This is a genomic window from Pseudomonas sp. 3296 (assembly GCF_031456615.1).
GTDB lineage: Bacteria > Pseudomonadota > Gammaproteobacteria > Pseudomonadales > Pseudomonadaceae > Aquipseudomonas > Aquipseudomonas mucoides.
This window is the reverse complement of record NZ_JAVDUY010000006.1, coordinates 203969-222300: the sequence shown is the minus strand read 5'-3', so window position 1 is coordinate 222300 and position 18332 is coordinate 203969. Positions and strand designations below refer to the sequence as shown.

The following is an 18332-nucleotide window of genomic DNA, read 5'->3' as shown; positions in this document are numbered from 1 at the left end:
TTCAACCTTACTCTGCAGCAGCTGGAGCTTTCTTGCCGAAAGCGCCAAAACGGTCTGCAAAGCGCTGTACACGACCGCCAGTATCCAGAGTCTTCTGCTTACCGGTGTAGAACGGGTGGCACTCGTTGCATACGTCAGTACCCAGTGGCTTGCACAGGTTCGAACGAGTTTCGAACTTGTTGCCGCAGCTGCAAGTTACTTCGATGGTTTCGTACGCTGGATGGATATCGGCTTTCATGGTGTATTCCTCAGGCTAGTGTGCCGCCACTCAACACTATTGTTGAATACCGCACATAATTAGGCCGCGGATTCTACCAGACCTTTGCAATCACGCAAGCTGTCGCTGAGACCGACCGTCTGCTAGGCTCCCGACCCAAAGCGCCGTCCCCTGTGGGGGTGAGCCTGCTCCTTTTTACTGCCTGCTGATCGAGATCCCCCCGCGTGCCCGACGCCATTTTGCGCCTCGCCCTGCCTTCGCCGCTGCGCCGTCTGTTCGATTACCGTGCCCCGGCCGGAGTCCTGCGCGCCCAGTTGCAACCGGGCATGCGCCTGCGGGTGCCGTTCGGTCGGCGGGAAATGATCGGGATTCTGGTGGAGATTACCGACACCAGCGAAGTGCCGGTGGAAAAGCTCAAACCGGCGATTGCCCTGCTCGACGCCACACCGCCACTGCCCCCCGCGTTGTTCAAGCTGTGCCTGTGGACGTCCCAGTATTATCAGCACAGCCTTGGCGACACCTTGAGTTGGGCGCTGCCGGTGTTGCTGCGTCAGGGCGAACTGGCCGAAGCGCGCCAGGAACGCTTCTGGTCCGCCGCGCCGGGCGCCAGCCTTGATGATCCGCGCATCGCCCGCGCGCCCCGCCAACGCGAAGCCCTGGCGACACTGGCCCAGCATCCCCACGGCGTGGCGCATCAGTTGCTGAGCAAACTGATGCTGAGCAAGGACAGCCTGGATTTGTTGCTGGCCAAAGATCTGGTCCAGGTCGAAATCCGCAAACACGCCCCCGGCGCACGTCATGAACACTGGCTGGCGCAGCCGGAGCTACCACTCAACCCGGAACAACGCGCCGCCTATGAAGCGATTCGCGCCGGGTTCGACAGCTATCATGCGTTTCTGCTGGCCGGCGTCACCGGCAGCGGCAAGACCGAAGTCTATCTACAGCTGATCCGCGAAACCCTCGAAGCCGGCAAGCAGGCGCTGGTGCTGATCCCGGAGATCAACCTCGGCCCGCAGACCCTGGCGCGTTTCGAGCAGCGCTTCAATGCGCGCATCGCGCTGATTCACTCGGCAGTCAACGACCGCGAACGCCTCGAAGCCTGGCTCGCCGCGCGGGATGGCGACGCCGACATCATTATCGGCACCCGCTCGGCGCTGTTCACGCCGATGAAGAACCCCGGCCTGATCATCATCGATGAAGAGCACGACGGTTCCTATAAACAGCAGGAAGGCTTGCGTTACCACGCCCGCGACCTGGCACTGGTCCGCGCCCGCCAGGAAAACATCCCGATTGTCCTCGGCTCCGCCACACCTTCACTGGAAAGCCTGCACAACGCCTACACCGGCCGTTACGGCCTCCTACGGCTGAACGAGCGGGCGGGCGGCGCCAAGCAACCGCGCTTCCTGCGCCTGGATGTAAAAAGTCGCCCGCTGGACAGCGGCATTTCCGGGCCGATGCAGCAGGCCATCGGCCAGACCCTGGCCGCCGGCCAGCAAGTGTTGGTGTTCCTCAACCGTCGCGGTTTTGCGCCGACGCTGTTGTGTCACGACTGCGGCTGGATGTCCGAATGCCAGCGCTGTGATGCGCGGATGACCGTGCACCAACGCTCCGGCGAACTGCGCTGCCACCATTGCGGTTACGTCGAGCGCGTGCCGCGGCGTTGCCCGAAATGCAGCAAAGTCGATTTGCGCCCCGTGGGTGCTGGCACCGAGCGCGCCGAGGAACGGCTGGCGATTCTGTTCCCGGACGTCCCGGTGTTGCGGGTCGACCGTGACAGCACATCGCGCAAGGACGCGATGAATCAGCTGTTCGCCACCATTCAGAAAGGCCAGCCGTGCATATTGGTCGGCACGCAAATGCTTGCCAAAGGGCATCACTTTCCGCGGGTGACGCTGGTGTCGATTCTCGACGCCGACGGCGGCCTGTTTTCGGGCGACTTCCGCGCCAGCGAGCGCATGGCGCAGTTGATCGTTCAGGTGGCCGGCCGCGCCGGACGGGCGGAAGAGCCGGGCAGAGTGATTATCCAGACGCACCTGGCCGACCATCCGCTACTGGTGCAATTGACCGAGCAAGGGTATTTCGCGTTTGCCGAGCAGGCGTTGAGCGAACGTCGCTCCGCTGGACTGCCACCGTTTGCGCATTTGGCGCTGCTGCGGGCCGAAGCGCACAAACCGGGGCAGGCTGAAGGTTTTCTTGATGAGGCGTGCAGCGAGGCTGAACGTTTGCTGGCCGAGCAGAATCTGGGCGGGATCGAGTTGTTGGGCCCAGTACCGGCGCCGATGGAACGCCGTGCCGGGCGCTATCGCGCACAGTTGTTGTTGCAGGCCACGGCCCGGGCGCCGCTGCATCGATTGTTGAGCAGCTGGTTGCTGGAGCTGGAGCAGATGCCAAGTGGGCGGGCGGTGCGCTGGTCCCTTGATGTCGATCCCGTGGATTTGTATTGAATTAGAGATCGCCTTCGCGAGCAGGCTCCGGGCGGCGTTCCGACGAAGGCTGACTATTTGTCACCACATATCCATATCCTGCCCGCTATAGTTGGCAAGCTCGTCTTCGCAACGGATAATGCCCAGTTTTTCCACCAGCGCATCGAAGCGCGCACCGCGCTTGCGGTCGAAAGAGACCACCATGAAAGACACCATTCGCCAGCTGATCCAACAAGCCATCACCCAACTCGTCAACGAAGGTGTGTTGCCTGAAGGCCTGTCGCCGGCGATCCAGGTGGAAAATTCCCGCGATAAAAAGAACGGCGACTTCGCCAGCAACATCGCCATGATGCTGGCCAAACCGGCCGGCATGAAGCCACGCGATCTGGCCGAGAAAATCATCGCTGCGCTACCGGCTGATGAAAACGTCAGCAAAACCGAAATCGCCGGCCCAGGCTTCCTGAACTTCTTCCAGAACACCGACGCCCTGGCCACTCGCCTCGACGCCGCACTGGCCGACGCACACATCGGCGTGCGCAAGGCCGGCCCGGCGCAACGCACTGTCGTCGACCTGTCGGCACCGAACCTCGCCAAAGAAATGCACGTCGGCCATTTGCGCTCGACCATCATCGGTGACGGCGTGGCGCGCGTTCTGGAGTTCCTCGGCGACGACGTGATCCGTCAGAACCACGTGGGCGACTGGGGCACCCAGTTCGGCATGTTGATGGCGTACCTGCAGGAAAACCCGATCACCAGCGACGAGCTGTCGGACCTGGAAAACTTCTACCGTGCGGCCAAACAACGCTTCGACGAATCCGAAGAATTTGCCGATCGTGCCCGTGGTCTGGTGGTCAAGCTGCAAGCCGGCGACCCGGACTGCCTGGCGCTGTGGACCAAGTTCAAAGACATCTCGCTGTCGCACTGCCAGAAAATCTACGAACTGCTGAACGTCAAACTGACCATGGCTGACGTGATGGGCGAAAGTGCCTACAACGACGACCTGATCAACGTGGTCAACGACCTCAAGGCCGCCGGCATGCTGGTCGAAAGCAATGGCGCCCAGTGCGTGTTCCTCGACGAGTTCAAGAATGCCGACGGCGACCCGCTGCCGGTGATCATCGTCAAGGCAGACGGCGGCTACCTCTATGCCACCACCGACCTGGCGGCCGTGCGTTACCGCAGCGGCAAGCTCAAGGCTGATCGCGCGCTGTACTTCGTCGACCAGCGTCAGGCCCTGCACTTCCAGCAAGTGTTCGCCGTGGCGCGCAAGGCCGGCTTCGTGACGCACCCGATGGAAATGGAACACATGGGCTTCGGCACCATGAACGGCGCCGATGGCCGTCCGTTCAAGACCCGTGACGGCGGCACCGTGAAGCTGATTGACTTGCTGACCGAAGCCCAGGAACGTGCCTACACCCTGGTGAAGGAAAAGAATCCGGAGCTGGCCGAAGCCGAGTTGCGCAATATCGCCAAGGTGGTGGGCATTGGCGCGGTGAAATACGCCGACCTGTCCAAGCACCGCACCAGCGACTACAGCTTCAACTTCGACCTGATGCTGAACTTCGAAGGCAACACCGCGCCGTACTTGCTGTATGCCTACACCCGCGTTGCCGGTGTGTTCCGCAAACTGGGCAAGGACTTCACCGAAGTCGAAGGCCAGATCGTCCTGGAAGCGGCGCACGAACACGAGTTGGCTGCCAAACTGGCGCAGTTCGGTGAAATCCTCAACAACGTGTCCGACAAAGGCACGCCGCACATCCTCTGCACCTACCTGTACGATGTGGCCGGCCTGTTCTCCAGTTTCTACGAGAACTGCCCGATCCTCAGCGCCGACACCCCGGCGCAAATGCAAAGTCGTCTGCGCCTCGCCGCGCTGACCGGCCGCACTCTCAAGCAAGGCCTGGAACTCTTGGGTCTGGAAACTCTGGAGCGTATGTAAGTTGGCTGCCAAGAAAAAACCTGCACCCAAACGTGGCGCCAGCCGTTACCAAGCTCCTGCAAAACAACCGATCCCGGGCTGGCTGTGGATGGCCATCGGCCTGACGGTGGGCGCGTTCATCGTCTTCCTGATGAAACTGGAGCCCGGCAAGGGCAGCGACACGGTCAAGCGCGAGAAGGTGGAACAGCAACAGAAAGCCAAGATCGCCGAGGCCAACAAGACCCCGCCGAGCCCGACGCAACCGGTGAAGCCGAAGTACGACTTCTACACCTTGCTGCCGGAATCGGAAGTAATCGTGCCACCGGATGCCGTGCCGGAGAAGACTCTGCCAACGCCACAAGTGCCAGCCATTCCGACCACGCCAGTAACACCGGCCGAAGCGGCGAAGATCGACACGGCGCGGGCTCAGGCCGCTCTGGCCGGGATTACGCCGCCACCCGCCCCCCCCGTCTCCAAAGCGGCGCCAGTGACCAAGTTCTTCCTGCAGGCCGGTTCGTTCCGCAAAGAGACTGATGCGGACAAGGTTCGCGCACAGATCATTCTGCTGGGGCAGGCCGTGGCGGTTGAGTCAGGCACGGTGAAGGACGAAACCTGGTATCGAGTGCTGGTCGGGCCGTTCAGCAATCGCGAACAACTGACCACGGCACAGAAACAACTGGCCGGCGCAGGCTTTAGCAACCTGTTGTTACAACAACGCCAAAGCCGCTGACCTGCCACTGATCGTTCCCACGCTCTGCGTGGGAACGATCACCAGCGACACCACTCGTCCCCTCTGCCATCCCGCAGTTGAAAAACGCTCCACCACCCCCATATGAGTTGGCATAAGGCATTTTCGCCCCGCTGCGTGGAGACTCTCCCTTGACCACCATCGTTTCAGTTCGCCGCCACGGCAAAGTCGTCATGGGCGGCGACGGCCAGGTTTCTCTCGGCAATACCGTGATGAAAGGCAATGCGAAAAAAGTTCGCCGCCTGTACCACGGCCAGGTTATCGCCGGTTTTGCCGGGGCTACCGCTGACGCCTTCACCCTCTTCGAACGTTTCGAAGGCCAGCTTGAGAAACACCAAGGTCACTTGGTTCGCGCGGCCGTCGAGCTCGCCAAAGAATGGCGCACCGACCGCTCCCTCAGCCGCCTCGAAGCCATGCTCGCAGTCGCCAACAAAGACGCCTCCCTGATCATCACCGGCAATGGCGATGTGGTTGAGCCTGAAGAAGGCCTGATCGCCATGGGTTCCGGCGGCGGCTACGCCCAGGCCGCTGCCAGCGCACTGCTGAAGAAGACCGATCTGTCGGCCCGGGAAATCGTCGAAACCGCCCTCGGCATCGCCGGCGACATCTGTGTATTCACCAACCACACCTTCACCATTGAGGAGCAGGACCTCGCTGAGTAAGCCTGTTTTGGCCACCACGCCACGGCTCACTTTTACCTGAGGACCGCCAATTACTATGTCCATGACTCCCCGTGAAATCGTCCACGAACTCAATCGCCATATCATCGGCCAGGACGATGCCAAGCGCGCCGTCGCCATCGCGCTGCGTAACCGCTGGCGCCGGATGCAGCTGCCTGAAGAGCTGCGCGTTGAAGTAACCCCCAAGAACATCCTGATGATCGGCCCGACCGGTGTCGGTAAAACCGAGATCGCTCGCCGCCTGGCCAAACTCGCCAACGCGCCGTTCATCAAAGTCGAAGCGACCAAGTTCACCGAAGTCGGCTACGTAGGCCGCGACGTTGAATCGATCATTCGTGACCTGGCAGATGCGGCGATCAAGCTGCTGCGCGAACAGGAAATGACCAAGGTTCGCCATCGCGCCGAAGACGCTGCCGAAGACCGTATCCTCGACGCCCTGCTGCCACCGGCTCGCATGGGTTTCAGCAACGAAGACGCCGGATCGGCCACCGATTCCAACACCCGTCAGCTGTTCCGCAAACGCCTGCGTGAAGGTCAGCTGGATGACAAGGAGATCGAAATCGAAGTCGCCGACGTGGCCGGCGTCGACATCTCCGCGCCACCGGGCATGGAAGAGATGACCAACCAGTTGCAGAACCTGTTTGCCAACATGGGCAAGGGCAAAAAGAAAAGCCGCAAGCTCAAGGTCAAGGAAGCGCTGAAACTGGTGCGTGACGAGGAAGCCGGTCGCCTGGTCAACGAAGAAGAGTTGAAGGCCAAGGCGCTGGAAGCGGTCGAGCAGCACGGTATCGTGTTCATCGACGAAATCGACAAGGTCGCCAAGCGTGGCAACTCGGGCGGCGTCGACGTGTCCCGTGAAGGCGTGCAGCGTGACTTGCTGCCGCTGATCGAAGGCTGCACCGTCAACACCAAGTTGGGTATGGTCAAGACCGACCACATCCTGTTCATCGCCTCCGGTGCATTCCACCTGAGCAAGCCGAGCGACCTGGTGCCGGAACTGCAAGGCCGCCTGCCGATTCGTGTCGAGCTCAAGGCGCTGACGCCGGAAGACTTCGAGCGCATTCTCAGCGAGCCACATGCCTCGCTGACCGAGCAATATTGCGCACTGCTGAAAACCGAAGGCCTGGGCATCGAGTTCCAGCCGGACGGCATCAAGCGCATTGCCGAAATTGCCTGGCAGGTCAACGAGAAGACCGAGAACATCGGTGCCCGTCGACTGCACACCTTGCTCGAGCGCCTGCTTGAAGAGGTGTCGTTCAGCGCCGGTGACCTGGCCAGCGCCCATGACGGCAAGGTGATCATGATCGACGCCGACTACGTCAACAGCCACTTGGGCGAATTGGCGCAGAACGAAGACCTGTCCCGCTACATTCTGTAAGCCTCAAGTTGCAAGCTACAAGCGTCAAGCTTATCGAGTTAAGCTTGCAGCTTGTAGCTTTCCGCCCGAGGCTCTTCCTATGCTCCCCACCGACATCAAACTGCACAAAGCCTCGAAAACCCTGTCGCTGAAATACGCGTCCGGCGAGGAATATCACCTGCCCGCCGAGTTCCTGCGCGTGCACTCTCCCTCCGCCGAGGTCCAGGGCCACGGCAAACCCATTCTGCAATTTGGCAAGAAAAACGTCGGCCTGACCAAGGTAGAACCGGCCGGTCAGTACGCACTGAAGTTGACCTTCGACGACGGCCACGACAGCGGCCTGTTCACCTGGGAATACCTCTACGAGCTGGCGCGACGTTATGACGCACTTTGGGACGACTATCTTGCCGAGCTCAAAGCCGCTGGAAAAACCCGCGACCCGAACGAATCCGTCGTCAAACTGATGCTCTAAGTCAGGCCTCTTGCTCTTTAGAGGGCATTTTCTAATTTCATCTGTTTGAATGCTCCGCCTCAGGGCCAATGATTGGCCCGCTTGCGAAAAAAATTAAACTCGGGTAACCAATGGATCTGGCAAGTTCCCTGCAGGCTCTCTGAACTAAAAAGCAGCGATGCAGTATTAACGGTCACCCGAGCAGTAGTACCTGGCATTGGCTGTGTGACTACCCAGTCAGGCTCAGGTACTCGTCTCAGGACAATGGAGCGTCGTAGATGAGTAACAAGAATAACGATGACTTGAAATATCAAGCCTCGGAAAACACTTTAGGGCTGAATCCTGTCGTTGGGCTGCGTGGTAAAGATCTACTGGCTTCTGCTCGCATGGTGCTCAGGCAGGCCATCAAACAACCGGTCCACAGTGCCAAGCATGTTGCCCATTTCGGCCTTGAACTGAAGAACGTGTTGTTTGGCAAATCCGAACTGCTTCCGACCCCCGAAGACCGTCGCTTCGCTGATCCGGCGTGGAGTCAGAACCCGCTCTATAAACGTTATCTGCAAACTTACCTGGCGTGGCGCAAGGAGCTCCACGACTGGATCGACGAGAGTAACCTGGCGCCCAAGGATGTCGCGCGCGGACATTTCGTGATCAACCTCATGACCGAAGCCATGGCCCCGACCAATACGGCGGCCAACCCGGCGGCAGTCAAGCGCTTCTTCGAAACCGGCGGCAAAAGCCTGCTCGATGGCCTTTCGCATCTGGCCAAGGACATGGTGCACAACGGCGGCATGCCGAGCCAGGTCAACATGGGCGCATTCGAAGTCGGCAAGAGCCTGGGCGTGACCGAAGGCGCTGTCGTGTTCCGCAACGACGTGCTGGAACTGATTCAGTACAAGCCGACCACCGAACAAGTCTTGGAGCGCCCCCTGCTGGTGGTGCCGCCACAGATCAACAAATTTTACGTATTCGACTTGAGCCCGGAAAAGAGCCTGGCGCGCTACTGCCTGCGCAGCAATGTGCAGACCTTTATCGTCAGCTGGCGCAACCCGACCAAGGAACAGCGCGAGTGGGGCCTGTCGACCTACATTGAAGCGCTCAAGGAAGCGGTCGATGTGGTCAGCGCCATCACTGGCAGCAAAGACATCAACATGCTCGGCGCCTGCTCCGGCGGCATCACCTGCACCGCGCTGCTGGGCCATTACGCGGCTCTCGGCGAGAAAAAGGTCAACGCCCTGACACTGCTGGTCAGCGTGCTGGACACCACCCTGGACAGTGACGTCGCCCTGTTCGTCGACGAGCAAACCCTGGAATCCGCCAAGCGCCAGTCCTATCAGGCCGGTGTGCTGGAAGGCCGAGACATGGCGAAAGTCTTCGCCTGGATGCGCCCCAACGATTTGATCTGGAACTACTGGGTCAACAACTACCTGCTGGGTAACGAACCGCCGGTGTTCGACATCCTGTTCTGGAACAATGACACCACTCGGTTGCCCGCCGCGTTCCACGGCGACCTGATCGAGATGTTCAAAAGTAATCCACTGATCCGCCCCGATGCACTGGAAGTGTGCGGTACGCCAATCGACCTGAAACAAGTCACCGCAGATATTTACAGCCTGGCCGGCACCACCGACCACATCACCCCGTGGAAGTCCTGCTACAAGTCGGCGCAACTGTTTGGCGGCAAGGTCGAATTCGTGCTGTCGAGCAGCGGACATATCCAGAGCATTCTGAACCCGCCGGGCAACCCGAAATCGCGCTACATGACCAGCAGTGAAATGCCGGCCAAGGCTGAAGATTGGCAAGAAAACTCCACCAAGCACACCGATTCCTGGTGGCTGCACTGGCAGACATGGCTGGCCGAACGTTCGGGCAAACTGAAGAAGGCGCCAACGGTTTATGGCAATAAAACCTTCACCGCCGGCGAAGCAGCACCGGGTACTTATGTGCATGAGCGGTAACTGACACACCCCACCCTCCTGCAGGAGTCGAGCTTGCTCGCGAAGGCGGCGGCACAGTCAATGTAACTGCGTCGGCCTCATCGCTATCGCGAGCAAGCTCGGCTCCTACAGGGGATCGGGGATGAATTAACCCACAGGGCCTGAAGCATGCCGCAACCGTTTATATTCCGTACCGTCGACCTGGATGGCCAGACCCTCCGCACGGCAGTACGCCCCGGCAAGCCTCACTTGACGCCCTTGCTCATTTTCAACGGCATCGGCGCCAATCTGGAGCTGGTGTTTCCGTTCGTCGCGGCACTGGACCCGGACCTGGAAGTCATTGCGTTCGATGTGCCCGGTGTCGGCGGCTCGTCGACGCCAAATCGGCCGTACCGCTTTCCGGGCCTGGCGAAGCTCACGGCGCGGATGCTCGATTATCTCGACTACGGACAAGTCAACGTGATCGGCGTGTCCTGGGGTGGCGCCCTCGCCCAGCAGTTCGCGTATGACTACCCCGAGCGCTGCAAGAAACTCGTATTGGCAGCCACGGCCGCCGGTGCAGTGATGGTGCCGGGCAAACCGAAAGTGCTGTGGATGATGGCCAGCCCACGGCGCTACATCCAGCCGTCACACGTAATACGCATCGCTCCGATGATCTATGGCGGCGCGTTCCGTCGCGACCCCACCCTGGCGGCCAGTCACGCGGCGAAAGTCCGTTCGGCAGGCAAGCTCGGTTATTACTGGCAACTGTTTGCCGGCCTCGGCTGGACCAGTATTCACTGGCTGCACAAAATCAACCAACCGACGCTGGTACTGGCCGGTGACGACGATCCACTGATCCCGCTGGTCAACATGCGCCTGCTGGCCTGGCGAATTCCCAACGCCCAGCTGCACATCATCGATGACGGGCATCTGTTCCTGATCACGCGCGCCGAAGCGGTGGCACCGATCATCATGAAATTCCTCGAGGAAGAACGTCAGCGCGCCGTGATGCACCCGCACCCGACGCCGCTGGGCAGTTAGTCGCTTTATCGGCCGGCAGGACGCCGCGCCGCGCAGCAACCCACAACAGCGTCTATGGTGATCTGGTTCAGTGAGTTTGTTTTTGGCTTGAAACGAAGGAGTGTTGAGACATGCGCGAGAAACCAGCGAGAGACGCTTTACCCACTCCCGCCGCGTTCATCAACGCACAGAGTGCGATTACCGGCCTGCGTGGCCGGGATCTGATTTCGACCCTGCGCAGCGTGGCAGCCCACGGTTTGCGCAACCCGGTGCACAGCGCCCGACACGCCTTGAAACTGGGCGGTCAGTTGGGCCGTGTCTTATTGGGTGAAACCTTGCATGCGACCAACCCGCAGGACAGTCGGTTCACCGACCCGGCGTGGAGTCTCAACCCGTTTTATCGTCGCAGCCTGCAGGCCTACCTGAGCTGGCAGAAACAGGTCAAAAGCTGGATCGACGACAGCGCCATGTCCCCCGACGATCGCGCCCGCGCGCACTTTGCGTTTGCCTTGCTCAATGACGCCGTATCGCCGTCCAATACCCTGCTAAATCCGCTGGCGATCAAGGAAATCTTCAATTCCGGCGGCAACAGTCTGGTGCGCGGTATCAGCCATCTGGTGGACGACTTCCTGCACAACGACGGCCTGCCCCGGCAAGTCACCAAGCAAGCGTTCGAAGTGGGTAAAACCGTCGCCACCACGACCGGTTCGGTGGTGTTTCGCAACGAGCTGCTGGAGCTGATCCAGTACAAGCCGATGAGCGAAAAACAGTATTCAAAACCGCTGCTGGTGGTGCCGCCGCAGATCAACAAATACTACATTTTCGACCTGAGCCCGCATAACAGCTTCGTCCAGTTTGCCCTCAAGAACGGCCTGCAGACCTTCATGATCAGTTGGCGCAATCCCGATGTGCGTCATCGCGAATGGGGGCTGTCGACCTACGTTGAAGCCGTGGAAGAAGCGATGAATGTCTGCCGGGCGATCACCGGCGCGCGCGAGGTGAACCTGATGGGCGCCTGCGCTGGCGGGCTGACCATCGCCGCCCTGCAAGGTCACTTGCAGGCCAAACGACAGCTTCGACGGGTATCGAGCGCGACCTACCTGGTGAGCCTGCTCGACAGCCAGATGGACTCCCCGGCGACGCTGTTTGCCGACGAACAAACCCTTGAGGCGGCCAAGCGCAAGTCGTATCAGAAAGGTGTGCTGGATGGTCGCGACATGGCCAAGGTGTTCGCCTGGATGCGCCCCAACGACTTGATCTGGAGTTATTTCGTCAATAACTACCTGCTCGGCAAAGAACCACCCGCGTTCGACATCCTCTACTGGAACAACGACAACACGCGGCTGCCGGCCGCCTTTCATGGCGATCTGCTGGACTTCTTCAAACACAACCCGCTGAGCCACCCGGGCGGCCTTGAAGTGTGCGGCACGCCTATCGACTTGCAGAAAGTCACCGTCGACAATTTCAGCGTTGCAGGCATCAACGACCACATCACGCCGTGGGACGCGGTGTACCGCTCGACACTGCTGCTGGGTGGCGAGCGACGCTTCGTGCTGTCCAACAGCGGTCACGTGCAGAGCATTCTCAACCCGCCGAGCAACCCGAAAGCCAACTACGTCGAAGGCGCAAAACTGAGCAGCGACCCACGCGCCTGGTATTACGACGCCAAGCAGGTCGACGGCAGCTGGTGGACGCAATGGCTGGAGTGGATTCAGCAACGTTCCGGCGCGCTGAAAGAAACCCACATGGCCCTCGGCAATCAGAACTATCCACCGCAGGAGGCAGCACCCGGTACTTACGTGCGTGTGCGCTGACGTTCAACCCACCACGGCCGACGCCGGCCGTGGCACTGACTCGACCATTAAGAAGACTGGATGAAAACCCGCGACCGGATTCTCGAATGTGCTTTGCAGTTGTTCAATCAGAAAGGCGAACCTAACGTCTCCACCATGGAAGTTGCCAACGAGATGGGCATCAGCCCGGGCAACCTCTACTACCACTTTCACGGCAAGGAGCCGCTGATTCTCGGGTTATTCGAGCGCTTCCAGGCTGAACTGGCGCCGCTGCTCGACCCTCCTGCCGATGTGGAACTGGCACCGGACGATTACTGGCTGTTCCTGCACCTGATCGTCGAACGGCTGTCCCATTACCGGTTTCTGTTCCAGGACCTGTCGAACCTCGCCGGACGCCTGCCAAAACTGGCCAAGGGCATACGCAACCTGCTCAATGCGCTGAAGCGCACCCTGGCGTCATTGCTCGCGCAGTTGAAGGCGCAGGGGCAATTGGTCAGTGATACGCAGGCGTTGGGGCAGTTGGTGGAGCAGATCACCATGACGCTGCTGTTCTCGCTGGACTACCAGCGGATTCTTGATCGTGAGGGTGAGGTGAGGCTGGTGGTGTACCAGATCATGATGCTGGTGGCGCCGCACTTACTGCCGCCGATCAAGGTGGCGACGGAGCAGATGGCGCTCCAATACCTGGAAGAACACGACTAACCACCGTAGGAGCCGAGCTATTCATGAACCATGCACAAACAAAAACGCCCGACCTTGGCAGGCCGGGCGTTTTTTTGAGCCCTGAAAATCAGGACTGACTGGTTGGCGTCGTTGCTGGCGCTACAGTCGGGGTCACAGCAGGGGTCGGCGCGGTAGCAGAGTTCGATGCGCTGACCGGGGCGGCCGGCGTTGCCGGTTTGGCCACAGCAGCCACTGCTGGTTTTGGTGCGGCGGCTTTCGGCGCTGCCGGTTTTTTCACCGCAGGCTTCTTCGCTGCAGCAGGTTTTGCTGCTGGCTTGGCGGCCGGTTTGGCAGCTGCGGTTTTGGCAGCTGGCTTGGCGGCTGGTTTAGCTGCTGGCTTGGCGGCTGCTTTGGCGGCAACCGGTTTAGCCGCTGGCTTGGCCGCTGCAGGTTTTGCTGCGGCAGTTTTGGCAGCAGGCTTGGCCGCTGCTTTCGCAGCAGGTTTGGCAGCAGGTTTAGCGGCGGCTTTAGCCAGTGGCTTGGCAGCGGTTTTAACCGCTGGCTTGGCCGCTGCGGTTTTCGCCGCAACAGGCGAAACCTTGGCACCGGTGAGTTTTTCGATTTGCTTGGTCAGGGTATCGACCTTGCTGTGCAGTGCTTTCACTTCGTTGCGGCTCGGGACACCGAGGCGCGAAATGGCACTGTTCAGGCGCTTGTCGAAAGCCCCTTCCAGCTCATCCCACTTGCCCAGTGCACGATCTTTAACGCCAGTGATGCGCGACTTGGCCGACGAAGCAGAATCCTTGGCGGCGTCGACTTTCTTGCCAACAGCGTTCTTGGTGAGCTTCTCGGCTTTCTCGCCGTCTTTGACCAATGTATCGAAGAGCTTGCTGCCGTCAGTGTCGATCTTCGAGTACACGCCTAAACCAGCCAGCCAGATTTTGCGGGAGTAGTCTTCGACTTTCCCGATCCACGAGCTGCCTTCTTTTTCGGTGTTCTTTTTAACAGCCATCCCGTTCTCCTTAAGATTTACGCGCGACGCGTTCGAGCAATGCCGTCAGCTCATCGAGCTTAGCAGAGAGTGTCTCAACGTCATGTTTAGACGGAATGCCGATACGATTCAAGGCACTTGCGACACGCGAGTCAAAAGCCTTCTCGACCTTGTCGAGTTGAACTTCGACCTTGCCTTTAAAAGTACTCACTTCACTCTTGGCTTCAACGATCTCGGCGTTAGCGGCTTCAAGCTTTTCAGCCACTACTTTTTTGCCTTTCTTTTCAACAGTTTGACCAGCCTTGATCAACTCTTGAAAGTACTCGCTACCCTCTTGCCCGACCTTGGCGTAGGCACCCAGGCCAGCCAGCCAGATCTTGCGGGCATAGGATTTGACGTCGCCCAGAGCGGTGGTCGATGCGTCGATTTTTTTCTTCAAAATAACTTTGGCCATGGTGCACCTCACGCGCAGAAGGTTTGAGGAACTGCCCGGACAAGTGTCGGGCTCAGGCACAAAGTAGGGAGAAAAATTAGAAACGGCACCCTAACAACTGACATAAACCTTCTGAGACACCGCAATAAAAATGTGAGAGCGAGCCTGCTCGCGAAGGCGTCAGAACAATCAACATCGTCGTCGACTGACTAACCGCTTTCGCGAGCAGGCTCGCTCCCACAGGGGATCTGATTCAACCAGAAATCAGACCAACGCTTTATCCAGTGCTTTCTCGATTTCCGATTTGATCATGCCGCTCATGGCCGACATCATCAGGCCCAGCTCCACATCGACGCGGATCGAATCCGCGCTGACATGCACCGCGCCTTTCACTCCGGAGCGCTTGAGATTCAGCGTGTCACCGGACCACTGCGGCTCCAGGCCGTATTGCTCGGACAGTTTCTGTGCCAGTTTGTCGGCCTTCTCGCGGGCCGCTTCCTTGCCCAGGCCGTGGGCACGCTCAACACTAATACGGGCCATCGAATGACTCCTGCGTTATGGATACTTTCCTGAAGCATCTTGACCATGACTGCGTCAAAACGTCCCGGTGGTTGCCCATCTTACCTTCAGCCTTGCCAAGACAAAGCATGCCTTGGGGATTAGAATGTCCCGCATTCTCTTCTGGTGACAGCGATATGACTGATCAGCGCAAAGGCAGCGATGCCGAACCCACCACGCACTTCGGTTTCAAAAACGTTCCGGAAAGCCAAAAAGCGGAAAAAGTCGCTGAGGTGTTCCACTCGGTAGCCGCCAAGTACGACTTGATGAACGACCTCCTGTCGGGCGGCATGCACCGTTTGTGGAAGCGTTTCGCAATCGAGCTTTCGGGCGTGCGCACCGGCAATCGCGTGCTGGACATCGCCGGCGGTACGGGCGACCTGACCAAGAAATTTTCGCACCTCGTCGGCCCGACCGGCCAGGTGGTGTTGGCCGACATCAACGAATCCATGCTCAAGGTCGGTCGTGACCGCCTGCTGGACCTCGGTGTGGCCGGCAACGTCGAATTCGTTCAGGCCGACGCTGAAAAGCTGCCGTTCCCGGACAACCATTTCGACTGCGTGACCATCGCCTTCGGCCTGCGCAACGTGACACACAAGGAAGACGCCCTGCGTTCGATGCTGCGTGTACTCAAGCCTGGCGGTCGCCTGTTGGTGCTGGAGTTCTCCAAGCCGACCAACGCGCTGATGTCCAAGGCCTACGACGCCTACTCGTTCGCGTTCATGCCACTGATGGGCAAGCTGATCACCAACGACTCGGAAAGCTATCGCTACCTGGCCGAATCGATCCGCATGCACCCGAATCAGGAAACCCTGAAGTCGATGATGGTCGAGGCCGGTTTCGACCGCGTGACCTACCACAACATGACCGCAGGCATCGTCGCCCTGCACCGCGGCATCAAGCCCTGATGTTGCTGGCCGGCCTGCTCGCCAGCGTTGAGCTCGGCCTGAACCGGGTGCTGCGTCTCGACAGCACGGCGCTGCCGCGGCTCGCGCATTTGAGCGGCCGGGTGATTGCCGTCGACTGCCGCAGCCCGGCGTTGCAGCTGTTCATCCTGCCCAGCGATGAAGGCCTGATGCTCGCTTCCCAGTGGGAAACCGGCGCCGACTGCACCTTGCGTGCACCGGCCTCAAGCTTGTTGAAACTGGCGATGAGCAAGGACAAGACCTCGGTCCTGCATGGCCCTGAAGTCGAACTCGACGGTGACAGCGGCGTGCTGCTGGAACTGGCGGCGATCCTTCAGGACCTCGAACTGGACTGGGAGTACGAACTCTCGCGCTGGCTGGGACCGGTGGCCACGCAACTGGTTGGTGGTCACCTGCGCAGTCGCGCTCGCTGGTATCAGCAAGGGTTCACCAGCCTGGGGCAGAACCTCGGCGAATACCTGGCTGAAGAATCGCGCACCCTCGTCGGTCAGCGCGAAGCCGAAGCCCGTTTCAGTGAACTGGACCAGATCAAACTCGACCTGGAACGTCTCGAGGCGCGTTTCGAGCGCCTTTCCCGATCCCTCGACCCAAGCGATAACGCATGAAGCTGCTTGCCGTCCGCCGTTTGTTGCGCATCCAGCGCGTTGTGATTCGTTACCGCCTCGATGACCTGCTGTTTGCCCTGCCTCTGCCGTGGTTTCTGTTGGCATTGCGTTACGCCTTGCCGTGGCGCTGGTTCCCGCGCAAGACGCTGGACCTGAGCCGTGGCGCGCGATTGCGCCTGGCGTTGCAGGACCTGGGGCCGATTTTCATCAAGTTCGGGCAGATCCTGTCCACCCGCCGCGACCTGTTGCCGGAAGACATCGCCGACGAGCTGATGAAACTGCAGGACCGTGTGCCGCCGTTCGACTCGCAAGTGTCGGTCAAGCTGATCGAAGAGCAGCTCGGCAAAAAAATCAGCGAAGTGTTTAGCCGTTTCGACGTCGAGCCGCTGGCGTCCGCCTCGGTGGCGCAGGTGCATGCTGCGCAGTTGAAAACCGGCGAAGAAGTGGTGGTCAAGGTGATCCGCCCAGGCCTCAAGCCGATCATCGCCCAGGATCTGGCGTGGCTGTTCATCCTCGCCCGCGCCGCCGAAAAGCTCTCGGCCGACGCGCGCCTGCTGCACCCGGTGGACGTGGTCAGCGACTACGAAAAAACCATCTACGACGAACTCGACCTGCTGCGCGAAGCGGCCAACGCAAGCCAACTGAAGCGCAACTTCGAAGGCTCGCCGCTGCTCTACGTGCCACAAGTCTATTGGGACTGGTGCCGGCCAAAAGTGTTGGTGATGGAGCGCATCTACGGCATACAGGTCACCGACCTGACCACCCTGGCCGACCAGCGCACCGACATGAAAATGCTCGCCGAACGTGGCGTGGAGATCTTCTTCACCCAGGTGTTCCGCGACAGTTTTTTTCACGCCGACATGCACCCTGGCAATATCTTCGTCAGCACCGTCAACCCGTGGAGCCCGCAGTACATTGCGATCGACTGCGGTATTGTCGGCAGCCTGACCCCGGAAGACCAGGACTACCTGGCCCGAAACCTGTTCGCCTTCTTCAAGCGTGACTACCGTCGTGTGGCGCAATTGCACATCGATTCGGGCTGGGTGCCGGCGGAAACCAAACTCAACGAATTCGAAGCAGCGATTCGCACCGTGTGCGAGCCGATCTTTGAAAAACCGTTAAAAGATATTTCCTTCGGCCAGGTACTGATGCGCCTGTTCCAGACCGCTCGACGCTTCAACATGGAAGTTCAGCCGCAGCTCGTGCTGTTGCAAAAAACCCTGTTGAACATCGAAGGCCTGGGCCGTCAGCTGTACCCGGACCTGGACTTGTGGAACACCGCGCAGCCGTTCCTTGAACGCTGGATGCGCGAGCGCGTCAGTCCCAAAGCCTTGCTCGGCAACGTGCAGAGCCAGTTCGAACAGCTGCCGCACCTGGCCAACATGGCCCGCGACCTGCTCGAACGCATGTCCCAACCCCACGCCTACGACCCGCCACCACCGTGGCATAAACGCAAGGATGACTGGTTCTTGCGCCTGCTCGGCTGCGCACACCTGGCGGGTGGCGTTATTCTGCTGGCCGGTGGACCACTGAACGAACTGGGTCATTGGCCCGGGGGAATCATGGTGGCCGTTGGTTTGTATCTGGTCGTTCGCCGATAGCCAGTTGTGTGATCCACTGGCACACTGTT

General features: G+C 59.9%; 18 protein-coding genes. 13 read left to right on the top strand and 5 right to left on the bottom strand.

Going from position 1 to position 18332, the window contains the following annotated elements:
- Window positions 1-7 precede the first annotated feature (7 nt).
- Window positions 8-238 carry a 50S ribosomal protein L31 gene (gene rpmE, locus J2X66_RS17805; protein ID WP_008080648.1) on the bottom strand — a complete coding sequence of 77 codons (231 nt, stop codon included), beginning with the start codon at window positions 236-238 and terminating at the stop codon, window positions 8-10.
- Window positions 239-441: 203 nt separating this feature from the next.
- On the opposite strand from rpmE, the gene J2X66_RS17800 reads away from it, so the two are divergent.
- Window positions 442-2661: a primosomal protein N' gene (locus tag J2X66_RS17800; RefSeq protein ID WP_310266622.1), complete on the top strand. Its 2220-nt coding sequence runs from the start codon at window positions 442-444 to the stop codon at window positions 2659-2661.
- Between the two features lie 60 nt (window positions 2662-2721).
- Here J2X66_RS17800 and J2X66_RS17795 read toward each other — a convergent pair whose 3' ends face one another.
- Entirely contained in the window at window positions 2722-2844 is a 123-nt protein-coding gene (locus J2X66_RS17795) for a hypothetical protein (protein WP_310266620.1), read from the bottom strand.
- Between J2X66_RS17795 and argS the strand changes: the two genes are divergently transcribed.
- The 9 genes from argS (at window position 2843) to J2X66_RS17750 (ending at window position 13228) form a co-directional block, all read left to right on the top strand.
- Window positions 2843-4579: an arginine--tRNA ligase gene (gene argS / locus J2X66_RS17790; RefSeq protein WP_310266618.1), complete on the top strand. Its 1737-nt coding sequence runs from the start codon at window positions 2843-2845 to the stop codon at window positions 4577-4579. The two genes, J2X66_RS17795 and argS, sit on opposite strands and share 2 nt — an antisense overlap.
- A gap of 1 nt (window position 4580) precedes the next feature.
- The gene (locus tag J2X66_RS17785; RefSeq protein WP_027922107.1) at window positions 4581-5288 is read left to right on the top strand and encodes an SPOR domain-containing protein; all 708 of its coding nucleotides are present in this window, start codon (window positions 4581-4583) and stop codon (window positions 5286-5288) included.
- Window positions 5289-5437: 149 nt separating this feature from the next.
- Window positions 5438-5968 (top strand): ATP-dependent protease subunit HslV, encoded by a 531-nt coding sequence (gene hslV / locus J2X66_RS17780; protein ID WP_007899242.1) that lies wholly within the window; start codon window positions 5438-5440, stop codon window positions 5966-5968.
- Between the two features lie 55 nt (window positions 5969-6023).
- Window positions 6024-7364, top strand: a complete 1341-nt coding sequence (gene hslU, locus J2X66_RS17775) for an ATP-dependent protease ATPase subunit HslU (RefSeq protein WP_310266614.1) — start codon at window positions 6024-6026, stop codon at window positions 7362-7364.
- Window positions 7365-7443: 79 nt separating this feature from the next.
- Window positions 7444-7815, top strand: coding sequence for a gamma-butyrobetaine hydroxylase-like domain-containing protein (locus J2X66_RS17770; RefSeq protein WP_027922109.1), 372 nt, complete (start codon window positions 7444-7446; stop codon window positions 7813-7815).
- A gap of 257 nt (window positions 7816-8072) precedes the next feature.
- Entirely contained in the window at window positions 8073-9752 is a 1680-nt protein-coding gene (phaC, locus tag J2X66_RS17765) for a class II poly(R)-hydroxyalkanoic acid synthase (protein WP_027922110.1), read from the top strand.
- Between the two features lie 147 nt (window positions 9753-9899).
- Window positions 9900-10754, top strand: coding sequence for a poly(3-hydroxyalkanoate) depolymerase (gene phaZ, locus J2X66_RS17760; protein ID WP_027922111.1), 855 nt, complete (start codon window positions 9900-9902; stop codon window positions 10752-10754).
- A 110-nt stretch (window positions 10755-10864) separates the two neighbouring features.
- Window positions 10865-12547, top strand: a complete 1683-nt coding sequence (gene phaC, locus J2X66_RS17755) for a class II poly(R)-hydroxyalkanoic acid synthase (protein ID WP_310266610.1) — start codon at window positions 10865-10867, stop codon at window positions 12545-12547.
- Between the two features lie 60 nt (window positions 12548-12607).
- Complete coding sequence (locus J2X66_RS17750; protein WP_310266608.1) at window positions 12608-13228, top strand: TetR/AcrR family transcriptional regulator; 621 nt, start codon at window positions 12608-12610, stop codon at window positions 13226-13228.
- Between the two features lie 88 nt (window positions 13229-13316).
- On the opposite strand, the gene J2X66_RS17745 is transcribed toward J2X66_RS17750, so the two are convergent.
- From J2X66_RS17745 to J2X66_RS17735, 3 genes are all read right to left on the bottom strand, one after another.
- Window positions 13317-14201 carry a phasin family protein gene (locus tag J2X66_RS17745; protein WP_310266606.1) on the bottom strand — a complete coding sequence of 295 codons (885 nt, stop codon included), beginning with the start codon at window positions 14199-14201 and terminating at the stop codon, window positions 13317-13319.
- A gap of 10 nt (window positions 14202-14211) precedes the next feature.
- Window positions 14212-14634 (bottom strand): phasin family protein, encoded by a 423-nt coding sequence (locus J2X66_RS17740; protein ID WP_027922115.1) that lies wholly within the window; start codon window positions 14632-14634, stop codon window positions 14212-14214.
- A 243-nt stretch (window positions 14635-14877) separates the two neighbouring features.
- Window positions 14878-15153: a polyhydroxyalkanoic acid system family protein gene (locus J2X66_RS17735; protein WP_310266603.1), complete on the bottom strand. Its 276-nt coding sequence runs from the start codon at window positions 15151-15153 to the stop codon at window positions 14878-14880.
- Between the two features lie 155 nt (window positions 15154-15308).
- Between J2X66_RS17735 and ubiE the strand changes: the two genes are divergently transcribed.
- The 3 genes from ubiE to ubiB are packed head-to-tail and all read left to right on the top strand — an operon-like array spanning window position 15309 to window position 18303.
- Complete coding sequence (gene ubiE, locus J2X66_RS17730; protein ID WP_007948968.1) at window positions 15309-16079, top strand: bifunctional demethylmenaquinone methyltransferase/2-methoxy-6-polyprenyl-1,4-benzoquinol methylase UbiE; 771 nt, start codon at window positions 15309-15311, stop codon at window positions 16077-16079.
- Entirely contained in the window at window positions 16079-16702 is a 624-nt protein-coding gene (locus tag J2X66_RS17725) for an SCP2 domain-containing protein (RefSeq protein ID WP_310266602.1), read from the top strand. Before ubiE ends, J2X66_RS17725 begins: the two co-directional genes overlap by 1 nt.
- Window positions 16699-18303: a ubiquinone biosynthesis regulatory protein kinase UbiB gene (gene ubiB / locus J2X66_RS17720; RefSeq protein ID WP_027922118.1), complete on the top strand. Its 1605-nt coding sequence runs from the start codon at window positions 16699-16701 to the stop codon at window positions 18301-18303. The genes J2X66_RS17725 and ubiB overlap by 4 nt, the downstream gene beginning before the upstream one ends.
- The last annotated feature ends 29 nt before the right edge of the window (window positions 18304-18332 follow it).

Excerpts from the sequence above, each read along its gene's own strand:
- phaC (WP_027922110.1), top strand. The coding sequence starts at position 8,073 with ATGAGTAACAAGAATAACGATGACTTGAAATATCAAGCCTCGGAAAAC.
- J2X66_RS17750 (WP_310266608.1), top strand. The coding sequence starts at position 12,608 with ATGAAAACCCGCGACCGGATTCTCGAATGTGCTTTGCAGTTGTTCAAT.
- J2X66_RS17725 (WP_310266602.1), top strand. The coding sequence starts at position 16,079 with ATGTTGCTGGCCGGCCTGCTCGCCAGCGTTGAGCTCGGCCTGAACCGG.
- hslU (WP_310266614.1), top strand. The coding sequence starts at position 6,024 with ATGTCCATGACTCCCCGTGAAATCGTCCACGAACTCAATCGCCATATC.
- J2X66_RS17740 (WP_027922115.1), bottom strand. The coding sequence starts at position 14,634 with ATGGCCAAAGTTATTTTGAAGAAAAAAATCGACGCATCGACCACCGCT.
- phaZ (WP_027922111.1), top strand. The coding sequence starts at position 9,900 with ATGCCGCAACCGTTTATATTCCGTACCGTCGACCTGGATGGCCAGACC.
- J2X66_RS17770 (WP_027922109.1), top strand. The coding sequence starts at position 7,444 with ATGCTCCCCACCGACATCAAACTGCACAAAGCCTCGAAAACCCTGTCG.
- phaC (WP_310266610.1), top strand. The coding sequence starts at position 10,865 with ATGCGCGAGAAACCAGCGAGAGACGCTTTACCCACTCCCGCCGCGTTC.
- rpmE (WP_008080648.1), bottom strand. The coding sequence starts at position 238 with ATGAAAGCCGATATCCATCCAGCGTACGAAACCATCGAAGTAACTTGC.
- J2X66_RS17745 (WP_310266606.1), bottom strand. The coding sequence starts at position 14,201 with ATGGCTGTTAAAAAGAACACCGAAAAAGAAGGCAGCTCGTGGATCGGG.
- J2X66_RS17735 (WP_310266603.1), bottom strand. The coding sequence starts at position 15,153 with ATGGCCCGTATTAGTGTTGAGCGTGCCCACGGCCTGGGCAAGGAAGCG.
- argS (WP_310266618.1), top strand. The coding sequence starts at position 2,843 with ATGAAAGACACCATTCGCCAGCTGATCCAACAAGCCATCACCCAACTC.
- J2X66_RS17795 (WP_310266620.1), bottom strand. The coding sequence starts at position 2,844 with ATGGTGGTCTCTTTCGACCGCAAGCGCGGTGCGCGCTTCGATGCGCTG.
- ubiB (WP_027922118.1), top strand. The coding sequence starts at position 16,699 with ATGAAGCTGCTTGCCGTCCGCCGTTTGTTGCGCATCCAGCGCGTTGTG.
- ubiE (WP_007948968.1), top strand. The coding sequence starts at position 15,309 with ATGACTGATCAGCGCAAAGGCAGCGATGCCGAACCCACCACGCACTTC.